Consider the following 14904-nt stretch of genomic DNA (forward strand, 5'->3'; position numbering starts at 1 on the left):
CTCAGGTTCTGACCCGATGATGTCGGGTATCCCAAGACTTTCGGCGATGGGGCGGGTAATAAAGGTGTTGGTGGCGGTCATGATCATGCAGTGATCGCCGGCGGCTTTGTGTTTTTCGATCAGCGCACTGGCCTTTGGTAATTTCATGGGCTCGATATAGTTGGCCATGAAATCCCGGTGTAACTCGTCCAGTTCGGCGCGGCTGAATCGGGTCAGGGGTTCCAGCGCAAAGCGCAGATAGGCGTGTATATCCAGACCGCCGTCTTTGTACTGCTCATAAAAGCGGTCGTTGGCCTCGCGGAATGCTTCGCCATCAACCAGATTCCGATCTACCAGAAATTCGCCCCAGGCGTGGTCGCTGTCGCCACCGAGCAGGGTGTTGTCGAGGTCAAAAATTGCCAGTGCCACGTTGCTTGTTGTCTCTGGTTGCGAAAGAGGGCGTTAGGATACCGGCCTGCCCGTGAATTTTCACGGACTTTGAGGGAGTTGCGGCTGGCGATTCCCAGCGGCGGGGATTTGTGGAACAATGAATTTTTAGTGTGGCTGATAAATTGCTGTACTGACAAGGTATTACGTTGCGGATAATGTGAAATAGGCGAGTTCAGAGTGATCGACGCGGAAGGCTTCAGACCTAATGTAGGCATGGTACTGGCAGACGGCCAGGGCCGCGTACTTTGGGCGCGTCGAGCAGGTCAGGATGCCTGGCAATTTCCGCAAGGTGGCATTCAGCAGGGCGAGAGTCCTGAGCAGGCCCTGTTTCGTGAATTGGAAGAAGAAATTGGCCTCAAGCCCGAGCATGTGCGCGTGCTGGGTGCAACGCGAGGTTGGTTGCGCTATCGCCTGCCGCAGCGTTTGGTGCGACGCAACCATAAAGGGCCGGTGTGTATCGGCCAAAAGCAGAAGTGGTTTTTGCTGGAATTTCTCGGCGACGAAAGCTGCGTGAATCTGACGCGCGATCCTACCAAGCCTGAATTTGATGCCTGGGACTGGGTAAGTTACTGGTATCCGGTAAATCAGGTGGTGGCGTTTAAACGCGATGTGTATCGTCGCGCACTCAAGGAGTTGTGTCCCCGTCACAGTCGGTTGGTTAGTGACGGCGAACGGAGGGCCGGCTGATGATGCTGGATGCCCTGCGCCGCATAGTTCAGGCGGTCAACTCAGCCGATGACCTGGAGTCGGCGCTCGATATCATGGTACAGCGTATTGCCCAGGTCATGGGTGTGGAAGTCTGTACCGTTTACCTGAGAAGCCCCGATTCAAAACGACTGGTCATGATGGCTAACCAGGGCTTTAACCCGGAGCTGGTGGGTGTTGCCAGCCTTGGAGAAGATGAAGGCCTGGTGGGTGTGGTTGCCCGTCGCGAAGAACCCCTGAATCTGGATAAAGCCGAAGAACACCCCAGCTATTTCTATCTTGAAGGTATCGGCGAGGAGCTTTATCACTCCTTCCTCGGCGTGCCGATTATTCACCAGCGTCGCCTGCTGGGCGTGCTGGTTGTGCAGCAAAAAGACAGTCGCCGCTTTGACGAAGACGAAGAAGCGTTTCTGGTCACGATGTCGGCCCAGTTGGCAGGCGTTATTGCCCATGCCAAGGCTACCGGTGCTATCGGTGGCAAAAATCGGCGACGTGACCCCTCGCGCAGTGCTGAGTTCAAGGGTATTCCCGGTGCGCCTGGCATTGCCATGGGGATTGCGGTGCTGGTTATTCCCGAGGCTGACCTGTACTCGGTGCCGAGCCGCCCCTGCGATGATGTAGAAGGTGAAGTCGCATTCTTCTTTCAGTGTCTGCAGGCAGTTCGCGAAGATATCACTGACATCAAAAACCGCTTGCAGGATAGGCTGGCCAAGGAAGAGCAGGCGCTGTTTGATGTTTACCTGAGCATGCTGGATGACCGCGCGCTGGGTATCGAGATTGAAGATAAAATCCGGGAAGGAGAGTGGGCTCAGGGCGCTCTGGCGCAGGTGGTTATTTCCCATGTTCGCACCTTTGAAAGCATGGAAGATGCGTACCTGAAAGAGCGGGCTACCGATGTTAAGGATTTAGGTAGGCGAGTACTTGCCTACCTGCAAACTGCCAACACGCGAGACATTGAGTACCCGGACCGCACAATTTTGGTGGGTGAAGAGCTCACCGCGTCGCTGCTGGCGGAAGTGCCGCGTGAAAAGCTGGCGGGATTGGTTAGCGTGCGTGGTTCCAGTAATTCCCATGCGGCTATTCTGGCGCGGGCGATGGGTGTTCCCACCATTATGGGGGCGGTAGATCTGCCGTTTACACAGGTGGAAGGCGCCAAGCTGGTAGTGGACGGTTACAACGGTATTGTTCATTACAATCCGGCGCCGGAATTGTACGCGCGGTTCGAAGCCATTTACGAAGAGCAGCAACAGCTGACCAAGGGGCTGGAAGCACTGCGTGATGTGCCCAGTGAAACCCTCGATGGCCATCGTGTACCGCTGTGGGTAAATACCGGTTTGATGGTGGATGTGGCCAAATCGATTGATCACGGGGCGGAAGGTGTGGGCCTATACCGTACCGAGATCCCCTTCCTGCTGCGAGAGCGATTTCCCAGTGAGGAAGAGCAGCGGGTTATCTATCGCGAGCAGCTGCAGGCTTTCTCGCCTCTCCCGGTGACGATGCGCACGCTGGATATCGGTGGCGATAAATCCCTGCCGTATTTCCCCATTGAGGAGGAAAACCCGTTTCTGGGTTGGCGCGGTATCCGGGTTACGCTAGATCACCCGGAGATTTTTCTGGTGCAGGTGCGGGCGATGCTAAAGGCCAGTGTCGGCATGGACAATCTGCGTATCATGCTGCCGATGATCAGTAATGTGCCGGAACTGGAAGAGGCGCTGGAGCTGATTTACCGGGCGCATGATGAGCTGGTGGATGAAGGGGTCGAGGCCAAGTTACCGCCTATTGGTGTCATGGTGGAAGTGCCTTCCGCTGTTTATCAGGCGCGGGAGTTGGCGCGACGCGTAGATTTTCTCTCGGTGGGGTCCAATGATTTAACGCAGTACCTGCTGGCGGTGGACCGCAACAACTCGCGGGTGGCGGATCTATATCACTCCATGCATCCGGCGGTGTTGCGAGCGCTGCGCGATGTTGCCTTGGCGGCAGATGCAGAAGGCAAGCCGGTGGGTATCTGTGGTGAACTGGCTGGTGATCCGGGCGCGGCCATTTTGCTTATTGCGATGGGTTACGACATGTTGTCGATGAACGCCAACAGCCTGCTGAAAGTTAAATCCGTGATACGCAGTCACAGTGTTGAAGCTGCCGAAAATCTGCTTGAGCGCGCATTGAAAATGGAGTCGGCGGTAGAAGTGCGGGAATTGGTCCGCAACGCGATGGCAGCGGCCGGGGTTGGCAAGATGTTGCAGCCGAACCTGGGTGAGGAGTTGCGGCCCCCGCGGCAATAACTGCGGGGTGCGTCAAACTGGCATTGCCGCTGCCTGCAAGGTAAAGCGCTTGGGTTCACCGAGTGGTCCGTTGGCATCGAATTGCTGTTCGCAAAATAAACCGTTACCTAGGTTGTCGCGCAGAAACAATGTGGATGCTCGAGTGCCGTAGTTGCGCTCGATGGCGCGAATGAAAAACGCCGACAGGGCGTTTTCCAGTGGGTCGGATGAATCCGAGGTGGGTTTCGGGTCGGCAAGCATGGCAAACAGCTGCTCCTCGCTGGGCCCCTTTTTCAGTCGCTTTGCCATTTCCACACGGGCTATGCTGGTTTTGCGTTCGTCGCTTTCCAGGCGCTGGTTGCCGATAGCGTGAATGCCGGGGGGCAGTTCCTGAAAGCTATCGTGGATGTCGCTGGTGTACACCAAGGCGTTGCCATCGCAGATCAGCAGGTTGAAAGGATTGTATTGGCTGCGCTCGCGGTCCACGCCACCCATAAATTCTGTGGTGGATTGCTTGCTCAGCAAATAGCGGGCAACCAGCTCACCTCGGGAACGCCCTTGCGGGGGCAGTTCGCCGCCGCGAAAGTTGGTGACGGCGGCAAAGTCTCCGCGCTGGTTTACCCCTAGCCAGGTGCCGCCCTTTTCCAGGTCTCGGCCGCCCAATACCTCGGGGGATTCCTTCCAGTAATGTGCGGCGATACTGGGGCGCTGGTAGTATTCGTCGCGGTTCGCCGCCACAATGAGCGGGTACTTGGGGTGGGCCTTCCAGGCCACTACAATCAGGCACATGGCTGTGGTTTACATTGAGCATGTGGGCGCCATAATACCAAGGTTTTCTAGGCTTGTGATTAAATGAAAAACGAAAAATTCCCCGTGCGGCGAGAGGATAGCGCCCACTTGTGCTGTTAGTTGGCTACCTGCTGCTGGGTGCGGTGGCCGGCCTTACGGCTGGTCTGTTTGGTGTCGGTGGTGGCCTGATCATTGTCCCGGCACTGGTGTTTGCGTTCAGCTTTATGGATTTTCCCGCGACAACACTCACCCAGTTGGCGGTGGGGACCTCGCTCGCTACCATTGTGTTTACATCGGTCAGTTCGGTGCGTGCCCATCACGAGTACGGCAATGTCGATTGGCGTTTGTTCTGGAAATTGGCGCCGGCCATCGCGGTGGGTGTGGTTCTGGGTGTACACACGGCGGCGGGCATGGCGGGGCAGTTATTGCAGGGTCTGTTTGGCTGTTTTGCCCTGCTGATCGCCGCCCAGATGGGGTTGGGGCTGAAGCCTAAACCTTCCCGCGTGGTGCCGGGCCGGGTTGGCCTAACGGCTGCGGGGGGCGTGATAGGCTATGTTTCAGCCCTGTTTGGTATTGGCGGCGGTTCGCTTACCGTGCCGTTTCTCAGTTGGTCGAATGTGGTTATGCAGAAAGCGGTCGGTGTTTCTGCCGCCTGCGGTCTGCCCATCGCCATTGTCGGCTTTGCCACGAATATTTGGGCTGGCTGGGGGCGCGAGGATTTGCCTGCCTACAGCAGCGGGTTTGTATACTGGCCGGCGTTTTTAGGGGTTGTACTAACCAGCACCCTGTTTGCGCGCTTTGGTGCAAAGCTTGCCCAGCGTTTGCCGGAAGCTCACTTGAAGCGAGTGTTTGCCCTCTTTCTCGCCGTTGTTGGCGTGCAGTTTATATACAGGAATTTTTAGTTATGTTGCAGCATCCGGCATTTGACCCGGTCGCCGTTCAGTTGGGGCCAGTGGCGATTCACTGGTACGGTTTGATGTATCTGGCGGCCTTCGGCGCGGCTTGGTGGTTGGCGCGAACTCGCAGTCGTCAGGCTTGGCGGCCGGTTTCGCCTGAGCAGGTGGATGATATTATTTTTTATGGGGCGCTGGGCGTGGTGCTGGGCGGCCGGGTTGGTTATGTGTTGTTTTATGGCTTCGACCGCTTTCTGGCGGAGCCGTTGTGGCTGTTCAAGGTCAATGAGGGCGGTATGTCCTTTCACGGTGGCATGTTGGGCGTGATCCTGGCGCAGTGGTGGTATGCCCGGTCGCAGGGCTTGCGCTTTGGTGAGCTGCTGGATTTTGTTGCGCCGCTGGTGCCCATCGGGCTCGGCCTGGGTCGGCTCGGGAATTTTATTGGCCAGGAGCTGTGGGGGCGGGCAAGCGATGTGCCTTGGGCCATGGTGTTTCCGCGCGATCCGTCGCAATTGCCACGCCATCCGTCGCAGCTCTATCAATTTGCGCTTGAGGGGCTGGTATTATTCGCCATCGTGTTCTGGTTTTCGCGCAAGCCTCGCCCGGCCTGGTCGGTTGGCGCGGTGTTTGTTTTGTTCTACGGCATTTTCCGTTTCCTTGTGGAGTTTGTGCGCGAGCCCGATGCGCATATTGGCTTTGTCGCCTTTGGCTGGCTAACCCGCGGCCAACTGCTGTCTCTGCCGATGATTCTGGTGGGGATTGGTATTTTGGTGTGGAGCTACCGCAGGCAAAATTTTACTCAGGGTAATAAAGGCTAATCATGAAGCAGTATCTTGACCTGATGCAGGATGTCATTGATAACGGGGTCGACAAGTCGGATCGTACCGGTGTGGGCACGCGCTCCGTTTTTGGGCGGCAGTTACGTTTTGATCTGCAGCAGGGTTTCCCGCTGCTGACCACCAAAAAAGTGCACTTGCGCAGCGTGATCTATGAGCTGATCTGGTTTCTCAATGGCAGCTGTGACAACAGCTGGCTCAAGGAGCGCGGTGTCAGCATCTGGGACGAGTGGGCGCTGGAAGATGGCGACCTTGGCCCCATCTATGGCAAGCAGTGGCGCAGCTGGGCTTGTCCCGATGGTTCAACGGTGGATCAGATCAGCGAGCTGATCCGCATGATCAAGACCAAGCCGGACTCGCGCCGTCTGATAGTTAGCGGCTGGAACCCCGCAGACCTGCCAGATGAATCGGTGAGCCCGCATGAGAACGTGCGCAATGGCAAGGCGGCGCTGCCTCCCTGTCACACGCTGTTTCAGTTTTACGTGGCCGAAGGCCGGCTCTCCTGTCAGCTGTATCAGCGTAGTGCTGACCTGTTTCTGGGGGTGCCCTTTAATATCGCCAGTTATGCGATGCTGACCCATATGGTGGCCCAGCAATGTGATCTGGAGGTGGGGGAGTTTGTGCACACGTTTGGCGACTGTCATCTATACCTGAATCATCTCACTGACGATATTGTGTATGAGCAACTAAAGCGGCGCCCGGGTGCGCTGCCAACGTTGCGCTTTGCGCGCAAGCCGGCGTCGATCTTTGACTACACCTTCGAAGATTTTGTTTTTGATAACTATGATCCACAGCCGGCGATCAAGGCGCCAATCGCCATATGACTTGCTTGGCGATGATTGCGGCCATGTCGCGCAACCGGGTGATTGGTCGCGACAATGCATTACCTTGGCATATTTCTGCAGACCTGAAGCACTTTAAGGCGACTACTCTGGGTAAGCCGGTGGTGATGGGGCGCAAAACCTTTGATTCCATTGGCCGCCCATTACCGGGGCGCACCAATATTGTGGTGACCCGTCAGTCCGATTGGCGCGCTGACGGTGTGCGCATAGCGCGCAGCACCGAGCAGGCTCTGCAGCTGGCAACCGAGGTGGCCGAGGCCGATGGTGTGGCAGAAGTTATGGTGATTGGCGGCGAGCAGCTCTATCGGTCGCTGTTGCCTCATGCGCAGCGGCTCTATCTCACGCAGGTGCAGGCCGAAATCGAGGGCGACGCCTATTTTCCGGCGCTGGATGAAGGTTGGGTGAAGGTGTCAGAGCAGCCTGGTATGGAAGGTGACTGGCGCTTTTCGTTTGTTGTTTACGAGCGCGGTGCGTAACGACGCTTTCGGAAAACAGCGGTTTTTTCGGTCGAAAAAGGTGTTACCCGGCTGGAACTTGTCGCCACCTACTAACAATTTTTCACTATTTTTACGTGGCTTTGTTAATTTTTTGTGGCAGTTGGGGTTGTGAGTTGGTCAATAAGTGATCTCCACTATGCCTTTTAGCCTGAAATTTAACCAGATTGTTACCTCGATTTAATAAAGTGTTACCGAAAGATGGAGAGTTCGTAACCACAGTACACGTTTGTGGGCTCGATTTTTGCCGTCACAGTCCCAAGCAGTCGGTCGTTGATTCTTAAGAATGCTCGTGATTAAAATGTGGGTCGCTGTGACCAATTACAGGTTTGTAACTTGCAGCTCTTTAAAGAATAAAACGGTCTGCTTTACACACATGTCCCTAATAGGAAAAGCAATCCCCATGAATATGCATCGATTGAAATCAGTCGCGCTTGCAGTGTCGCTATCTATGCTGGCTCTGACAGGTGCACAACTTCATGCTGCATCGTCTGATGAAGAAGCAGGCGAGGACGCAGCAGCGGCGGCTCCACCGGAGCCAAAAACAACGGTTAAGGAAGTGCTTGCCGTTGGCCACAAGAAGAACAGTGCGGCCCGCGAGTCTCAGGTTCGCATCGACAAGCTGGCATCGCAAACCAGCGATCTGCTTCAAGACTACAAGACCGTGATGAAGCAGGTAGATGGTCTGAAGGTGTACAACGCGCGCCTTGAGAAACAGATCACCAACCAGATTCGCCGAATTAAAGAGCTTGAGAAGTCTATCGATGAGGCGACGATTATTCAGCGCCAGATGATGCCTACCATCATCAAGATGATCGATGGCCTGGAAGAGTTTGTGCGACTGGACGTGCCTTTCCACAGGGAAGAGCGTGAACAGCGTATTGAATTCCTGCGTAATAACCTGGATCGCTCCGATGTATCTATCGCGGAGAAATTCCGCCAGGTACTGGAAGCGTACAAGATCGAAACCGAATACGGTCGCAAGATCGATACCTACGCCGGTAAAGCTGAGGTTGACGGTGTTGAGCGTGATGTGAACTTCCTGCGCATTGGCCGTATCGCCCTGCTTTACCAAACCACTGACACCGACAAATCCGGTATGTGGAACAACGAGAAGCGCCAGTTTGAGCCGCTGGGCAACGAGTACAAGAGCGCCATCCTGAAAGGTTTGCGTATTGCTCGTAAGCAAGCGTCTATCGATATTATGAAACTGCCGATTCCTGCTCCGGAGGATGTTCAGTAATGAAAAAGACAATGTTGAAATCTGCATTGATCGCTCTGGGCAGTGCGCTGGCAATCGTTTCCGCGCCTGTAGTTGCCCAGGAAGCGAAATCCCTTGATGAGCTGCTGCGCCACGTGGAGCAGGGTCGCGTCAAGGAAGCCAAAGAAAATCGCGCCCGCGAAGAGCGTTTCAAAGCGGCTCGTTACCAACAGCAAGAACTGCTGGACGAAGCCCGCAATATGCTTAAAAAAGAGGAAGCGCGTTCTGCGGCTCTTGAAGGTAAATTCGAAGAGCTGGAACTGGTGCTGACTGATAAGCAGCGTCAGCTGAAAGAGCGTCTGGGTACCCTGACAGAGCTGTTTGGTCACTTGACCTCTACAGCGGGCGATCTGCGTTCTAACTATCAGAGCTCGCTGGTCAGCGTGCAATTTCCTGGTCGTGAAGCATTTGTAAACGGTTTGATCGACAAGATGGCGGGTGCTGAACAGCTGCCCAGCATCGCTGAGATCGAGAAGATGTGGCACGCCCTGATGGTTGAAATGACCGAAGCAGGCCGTGTGGTGCGTTTCGAAACTGACGTTACCAGCGCCTCTGGTGAAACCACCAAGCAGAAGGTAACTCGCGTCGGCACATTCAACATCGTGAACGGCGAAGGCAAGTACCTGAAGTACGAGCCGGAAAGTGGCAGCCTGCAAATTCTGCCTCGTCAGCCAAGCGGTCCTTACCTGGGCTGGGCTGAAGAGCTGGCTAACGCAAGCGAGGGCTACCACGCTTTCGGTATCGACCCGACCGGTCCTACTGGCGGTACTTTCCTGGCGGCCCTGATCGACAGCCCGACGCTGCTCGAGCGCTGGGAGCAAGGTGGCGTTGTGGGTAAGATCATTACCGCAGTGGGTGTGATTGCCTTCATTATCGCGATCTGGCGTCTGCTGGTTCTGACCATGGTTGGAGCGAAAGTGAACTCTCAGCTTAAGTCTGGTTCTGCCAACGACAACAACCCGCTGGGTCGTGTGCTGAAAGTACACGAGGACAATCCGACAATGGATTCCGAGACCCTCGAGCTCAAGTTGTCTGAAGCCGTTCTGAAAGAGCTGCCGAACCTCGAGAAATCACTCAACCTGCTCAAGATCATCGCTGCGGTTGCGCCGCTGCTGGGTCTGCTGGGTACGGTTACCGGTATGATCATTACCTTCCAGGCAATTACTATCTTCGGTGCAGGTGATCCGAAAGCCATGGCTGGTGGTATCTCCGGTGCACTGGTAACAACGGTACTGGGTCTGTGCGTGGCGATCCCAACGGTACTGCTGCACACAATCGTGAGCGGTCGTTCCAAGAAGATCATCCACATTCTGGAAGAGCAGAGCACAGGCCTTGTCGCTCAGCACACTGAGGCTAAACAGGGGGCCTAATCCATGTATCAGCTGTACGAATGGGCAGACATCATTCGGCGCTTCATGGATGCCGGCGGCGATGTACTTTGGTTGATCGCCGCCGTGACCTTCCTGATGTGGACCTTGCTCTTTGAGCGTTTCTGGTACTTCCGGTTCGGTCTCAAACAGGATGTTGATCAGGTTATGCAGGTTTGGGAGTCTCGCAGCGAGCGTAAGTCGTGGAATGCCCACGCCATACGCGAACTGCTGATTTCCCGGGTTAACCTGAAGATCAAGGACTACTTGCCCCTGATTCAGACTCTGGTGGCCTTGTGTCCACTGCTGGGTCTGCTGGGAACGGTGACCGGTATGATCGAAGTGTTCAACATCATGGCTGTAACCGGTGGTGGGGATGCCAAGTCCATGGCTGGTGGTGTTTCCAAAGCTACGATTCCGACAATGGCCGGAATGGTTGCCGCGCTTTCAGGGGTATTCGGTAATACCTATATCACCCGAATCGCCGAGCGCGAAAGTGAACTACTGAAAGACCACCTGACCACAGATCATTAAGAGATTCCAACATGCGCAGAATGAGAAGAGCTGGAGCTGAAGAAAACGCTTCCGAAATTGACCTGACGCCGATGCTTGACGTGGTCTTTATCATGCTGATTTTCTTCATTGTAACTGCCTCCTTTATTAAGGAAGCGGGCATTGAGGTGAATCGGCCGGAAGCATCGACAGCCACCAAGAAAGAAAACGTCAATATCCTGGTGGCAGTAAATGCCACGAACGAGATCTGGATAGACAAGCGGCGCGTGGACAAGCGCTCCGTGCGTTCGGTGATCGAACGTATGCATGCGGAAAACCCGAAGGGCGCGGTCGTTGTTCAGGCTGACAAGGCCTCCAACACCGAAACCGTCACCGCGGTTATCGACGCGGCGCGGGCAGCGGGTGTTTACGACGTATCACTGGCCACTGAAGATGACTAAAGGCTTATGAATAGACTCAGACTACTCATAGGCGCTGCGCTTGGCTTTGTCGTAACCGCTGCTCTGTTTGTGCTGATGCCGACACTGATCGAAACAGCCGACAAGAGCCTGGACGACAAGCCAGCCACCCGCATCGCCGACATAGATATGCCGGATCGCGATATTGAAACCAATATCGATCGCAAGCCGGATAAGCCGCCGGAGCCTGAACAGCCGCCGCCGGATATGGAACAACCGGAGATGGAAGATATCAACCCTGATGTGGAGGTGGTCAATATGGCGCCAACACAGCAGCTCTCCCTGACCAACGCGCAGGGCGGTCTGTCGGCATCAGATGGTGAGTATCTGCCTATCGTTAAAGTGGCCCCGATCTATCCTCGTCGTGCACAGAGTCGCGGTGTGGAAGGCTACTGTACGGTTGAGTATACGGTGACCAAATCAGGTACCACACGCGACATTACACCGGTTGACTGTTCACCGCCGGGCTATTTTGAACGTGCGTCTGTGAAAGCTGCGGAGAAGTTCAAATACAAGCCGCGGGTTGTGGACGGGGATCCGATCGAAGTTCCCGGTATCCAAAACCGCTTTACCTACGAGTTGGATAAATGAAGACTGACAACATGATACAGAGCAAACCGTGTAGCCGTGTTCAGTCAGTCGGTCGCTGGCTGACAGCGGCCGCGCTGGGGGTTGCCGTCAATTTTGCGGTGCCCCTGGTCACGACCACGGTTGAGCCGGTGCTGGGTGAAACCGCACTGGGCAAAGTTCAGGCGCAGGACAAGAAGAAGCAGGCAACCCGGCGAACGCCGGCGATCCGTGCCAAAGTGTTTGAAAAGCTCAATGAAGCGCAATTGTTGGCGGAAGAGAAGAAGTACAACGAAGCGCTAGGCAAGTTGAACGAATTGCGTGACAAGGAAGGCCGCGGCGCGTTGAACAGCTATGAGCTGGCCAACCTGTTTAATCTATACGCCTTTATCTACTTTACCCAAGAAGACTATAACCGGGCTTTGGGTGCTTACGAAGAAGTTATTAAGCAACCAGACATTCCCTACGCGATGGAAGTGAACACGAAGTTCACCATTGCGCAGCTCTACTTCGTAAAAGAAGACTGGAAGAAAGGGGTGGATACCCTGCTCAACTGGTTCAAGCTTAAAGAAGAGCTTGGTGAGCCCGTGGGTGCAAACGCACACGCCTTGCTGAGTCAGGGTTATTACCAGTTGGGCAATCAACGTAAATCGTTGGAACACGTCGAAATTGCGATCAACGATTACAAATCGAAAGGCAAGATACCCAAAGAGCAGTGGTGGGGCTTGCAGCGATACCTGTACTTCGAGAAAAACGACATCAGAAAAGTTGTCGATATTCTGGAAGAAACGCTGAAGTACTACCAGAAAAAAGCCTACTGGCAGCAGCTGGCGGCAATGTACGGCGAGCTTAAGCGCGAGAAAGACATGGTCTCGGCCATGGAAACCGCCTACGTGCAGAACCTGCTGGAAAAGGAAAAAGAGCTGATCAATATGGCTTACCTGTTCCTGTCGATCGAGGTGCCTTACAAGGCGGCCAAAGTGATCGACAAGGGTATCAAGGCGAAGCAGATCGACCCGACCTCGAAGAATCTGGAGTTGCTGGCTAACTCTTGGCGTCAGGCGCAGGAAATCAAAAAAGCGATTCCTGAGATGCGTGCTGCCGCAGCCAAATCGGACAAAGGCGAGCTTTGGACTCGACTCGGTAATATCTATCTGGATAACGACGAGTTTGAGAAGGCTGCTGAAGCGGTTCGCAACGGCTTGCAGAAAGGCGGCGTAAAACGCCCGGATAGTGCACAGTTGGTGCTGGGTATGGCGGAGTTCAACCTGAAGAACTATGACGCGGCCCGCAAGGCTTTCCGCGAAGCGAAGAAAAATGAGCGTTCGCAGAAATATGCCGAGCAATGGCTGGAGTTCATGGAGCGTGAGTTGGCGCGTGAAAAGGCGCTGGCCCAGGACGTGTAACAACCGTCACTAGGCAGTACACACTAAAAACCCGGCGTATGCCGGGTTTTTTATTTTCGCTATCTGTAAAACGTTAGAGTTTTTTCGCCCAGGCAGAAACCCCGTCTTTTACCCGTTTGTAAGCTATCTCATGGGCTTCGGACGAGCGTTTGTAGGGGTCAGGTACCGGCAGGTCGTTCTGCCATTTTCCCAACAGAAAGCATTTCCCTCGGCTCTCCGGATAGCGCCGATGGAGCTCATCCAGTTGATGGCTTTCCATGGTAAGTATCAAATCGGCAGAGTTAGTCATGGAACTGCTTATTTTACGCGCCCGGTGTGCGCTGGGGTCGATGCCGTCTGCGCTGAGTAGCGCCGCGACATTGTCTTCGACGGGGTGGTCGACAAGCGCGCCGAGACCTGCCGAGCTCACAGTAATGCCGACTCTTCCTGCTTGGTTGAGCTGATGCTTAAGCAGGTATTCGGCGGCTGGGCTGCGGCAGATATTGCCTGTGCAGACGAAGAGTATGTTATTGAACACGGCTTTCCCCTCAATGAAGAGGGGATTCTACGGGGCGTTGTAGCGTCGCTCAAGCTTGCCGCGCCAGCCACTCCTGAAAACCCGTGATATAGCGTTGTAATCGCGCTTGTGCTGTTTCATCGATGAGCTGACCGCTGTCGTCAAAGGCCTGATGAGCTGAGCCCAGTAAAAACTCGATGCTCGGGTATACCGGCGACAGTGTGCCATGGAGTACGGTACGCAGCTGAGCCTGCGCCCGGGCGCCACCGATTGGGCTCATGGACGCGCTGAGTATTGCAGTAGGCTTGTGTGTCAGCGGTGAGTTGAATGCCGGGCGTGAAGCCCAATCGATCGCATTTTGTAGCACGCCTGGCACGCTGTGATTAAATTCGGGTGTGGCAAACAGCAGGGCGTCTGCGTCCTCGATGCGCTGCTTGAAGGTTACAACGGGCTGGGGTTTGTTGTCGCCGTCGAGGTCCTCGTTGTAAAAAGGCAGGTCGGCCAGGCTCACAATGTCAAACACGGTGTCCTGATCGAGGTGGTCGCCAGCAGCTTTCAACAAACTCAGGTTGAGTGATTGTCGCCGCAGGCTGCCGTTGATGCCGAGAATATTCATTGTTGAACTCCTGAAATGGGATAGTTTCGTTTTAGGTCGTAGAGAATCACCGAGTCGTGGTTTCGGTGAATGTGCCGTTGCGGAAATCGTTCAGCGCCTGCTCGATTTGATCGCGCGTATTCATTACAAAGGGGCCGTAGTGGGCTATTGGCTCGTTTAGCGGTTCGGCGGCCAATACCAGCAACTGTGTGGTGTGGCTGCGGGAATTGCTTACGCTGAATGTTTCTCCTGGGTGCATCCGCGCCAGATGTTGCGCGGAGACCACTGCGGTGCCCGAGCTCGCAGGGCTGGCAGGCAATGTGGCTTCCCCGCGAAATACATAGGCCACCACGGTTGCCGTGGATGAGACGGGAATATCAACTTTGGCCTTGCCTTCAAGCGTTAGATCGACCACAAGAGGCTGCGTGGCCACACCCTGAACCGGCCCCTGTATGCCGCCTATCTGGCCAGCAATAACACGGGCGACGACACCTGGGCTGGGTTGCCAGAGTGGTATGTCGTCAGCCTGAATTTCTCGGTACTGGGGCGGCGCCATTTTTTCCCGTGCCGGAAGGTTGATCCATAATTGAAAGCCGTGCAGCTGTCCCTCGTCTTGTTCGGGCATCTCTGAGTGAAGTATGCCGCTCGCTGCGCTCATCCACTGCACATCTCCGGGCCCGATGATGCCCTCGTTGCCGAGGTGGTCGCGGTGGCGCATGCGACCTTTGAGCATGAGGGTTACAGTTTCAAAGCCGCGATGAGGGTGTTCCGGGAAGCCGCCGATATAATCTGCCGCGTGGTCGCTGGCAATTTCATCGAGCATCAGGAAAGGGTCGAACAGCCCAAATTGCCCCGCCGGAGCAATGCGTTGAATGCGCACGCCGTCACCGTCACGGCTGGGCTGTGCGGGGTAGACAGCTTGTAGTGTTCGTTTCGTGTTCATGACCATACTCCTGAGTGTGAATGCCATTTTAGTTCTTGATATGAGAATAAAA

Annotated in this window: 17 protein-coding genes; 12 read left to right on the forward strand and 5 right to left on the reverse strand. The window is 55.1% G+C overall.

The genetic code is table 11. The annotated features are described in order from the left end of the window. On the reverse strand, positions 1 to 408 hold a 408-nt coding region (locus tag AC222A_RS09215), incomplete at its 3' end, for an HAD family hydrolase (RefSeq protein ID WP_486774885.1). Between the two features lie 198 nt (positions 409 to 606). Between AC222A_RS09215 and AC222A_RS09220 the strand changes: the two genes are divergently transcribed. Continuing rightward, positions 607 to 1116: an RNA pyrophosphohydrolase gene (locus AC222A_RS09220; protein ID WP_372760539.1), complete on the forward strand. Its 510-nt coding sequence runs from the start codon at positions 607 to 609 to the stop codon at positions 1114 to 1116. 2 nt (positions 1117 to 1118) lie between these two features. Then, complete coding sequence (gene ptsP, locus AC222A_RS09225; RefSeq protein ID WP_372759303.1) at positions 1119 to 3413, forward strand: phosphoenolpyruvate--protein phosphotransferase; 2295 nt, start codon at positions 1119 to 1121, stop codon at positions 3411 to 3413. Between the two features lie 12 nt (positions 3414 to 3425). On the opposite strand, the gene AC222A_RS09230 is transcribed toward ptsP, so the two are convergent. After that, complete coding sequence (locus AC222A_RS09230; protein WP_372759302.1) at positions 3426 to 4181, reverse strand: NRDE family protein; 756 nt, start codon at positions 4179 to 4181, stop codon at positions 3426 to 3428. Positions 4182 to 4291: 110 nt separating this feature from the next. Here AC222A_RS09230 and AC222A_RS09235 point away from each other — a divergent pair, with 110 nt between their 5' ends. The 10 genes from AC222A_RS09235 to AC222A_RS09280 all read left to right on the forward strand — a co-directional run bounded on the left by AC222A_RS09235 (position 4292) and on the right by AC222A_RS09280 (position 12818). Beyond that, positions 4292 to 5083: a sulfite exporter TauE/SafE family protein gene (locus AC222A_RS09235; RefSeq protein WP_372749707.1), complete on the forward strand. Its 792-nt coding sequence runs from the start codon at positions 4292 to 4294 to the stop codon at positions 5081 to 5083. Between the two features lie 2 nt (positions 5084 to 5085). Continuing rightward, complete coding sequence (lgt, locus tag AC222A_RS09240) at positions 5086 to 5892, forward strand: prolipoprotein diacylglyceryl transferase (protein WP_372809672.1); 807 nt, start codon at positions 5086 to 5088, stop codon at positions 5890 to 5892. Between the two features lie 2 nt (positions 5893 to 5894). Continuing rightward, on the forward strand, positions 5895 to 6734 hold the full coding sequence (locus AC222A_RS09245; protein ID WP_372748713.1) for a thymidylate synthase: 840 nt from the start codon (positions 5895 to 5897) through the stop codon (positions 6732 to 6734). Then, entirely contained in the window at positions 6731 to 7228 is a 498-nt protein-coding gene (locus tag AC222A_RS09250; protein WP_486774886.1) for a dihydrofolate reductase, read from the forward strand. Before AC222A_RS09245 ends, AC222A_RS09250 begins: the two co-directional genes overlap by 4 nt. A gap of 421 nt (positions 7229 to 7649) precedes the next feature. Then, complete coding sequence (locus AC222A_RS09255) at positions 7650 to 8489, forward strand: DUF3450 domain-containing protein (protein ID WP_372783873.1); 840 nt, start codon at positions 7650 to 7652, stop codon at positions 8487 to 8489. Further along, positions 8489 to 9877 (forward strand): MotA/TolQ/ExbB proton channel family protein, encoded by a 1389-nt coding sequence (locus tag AC222A_RS09260; RefSeq protein WP_372748709.1) that lies wholly within the window; start codon positions 8489 to 8491, stop codon positions 9875 to 9877. Before AC222A_RS09255 ends, AC222A_RS09260 begins: the two co-directional genes overlap by 1 nt. A 3-nt stretch (positions 9878 to 9880) precedes the next feature. Beyond that, entirely contained in the window at positions 9881 to 10408 is a 528-nt protein-coding gene (locus AC222A_RS09265; protein ID WP_372748708.1) for a MotA/TolQ/ExbB proton channel family protein, read from the forward strand. A gap of 11 nt (positions 10409 to 10419) precedes the next feature. Further along, positions 10420 to 10827, forward strand: coding sequence for an ExbD/TolR family protein (locus tag AC222A_RS09270; RefSeq protein ID WP_372748707.1), 408 nt, complete (start codon positions 10420 to 10422; stop codon positions 10825 to 10827). Between the two features lie 6 nt (positions 10828 to 10833). Continuing rightward, on the forward strand, positions 10834 to 11436 hold the full coding sequence (locus AC222A_RS09275; protein WP_372748706.1) for an energy transducer TonB: 603 nt from the start codon (positions 10834 to 10836) through the stop codon (positions 11434 to 11436). After that, positions 11433 to 12818: a tetratricopeptide repeat protein gene (locus AC222A_RS09280; protein ID WP_486774887.1), complete on the forward strand. Its 1386-nt coding sequence runs from the start codon at positions 11433 to 11435 to the stop codon at positions 12816 to 12818. Before AC222A_RS09275 ends, AC222A_RS09280 begins: the two co-directional genes overlap by 4 nt. A 73-nt stretch (positions 12819 to 12891) precedes the next feature. Here AC222A_RS09280 and AC222A_RS09285 read toward each other — a convergent pair whose 3' ends face one another. Genes AC222A_RS09285 through AC222A_RS09295 form a run of 3 tightly spaced genes read right to left on the reverse strand, consistent with a single transcriptional unit; the run spans position 12892 to position 14852 of the window. Next, positions 12892 to 13335, reverse strand: a complete 444-nt coding sequence (locus tag AC222A_RS09285; protein WP_372748704.1) for a low molecular weight protein-tyrosine-phosphatase — start codon at positions 13333 to 13335, stop codon at positions 12892 to 12894. 49 nt (positions 13336 to 13384) lie between these two features. Further along, complete coding sequence (locus AC222A_RS09290; protein ID WP_372748703.1) at positions 13385 to 13930, reverse strand: NADPH-dependent FMN reductase; 546 nt, start codon at positions 13928 to 13930, stop codon at positions 13385 to 13387. 46 nt (positions 13931 to 13976) lie between these two features. After that, entirely contained in the window at positions 13977 to 14852 is an 876-nt protein-coding gene (locus AC222A_RS09295; protein WP_486774888.1) for a pirin family protein, read from the reverse strand. Positions 14853 to 14904 lie beyond the last annotated feature (52 nt).

This window comes from Litorivivens sp. (assembly GCF_057445395.1).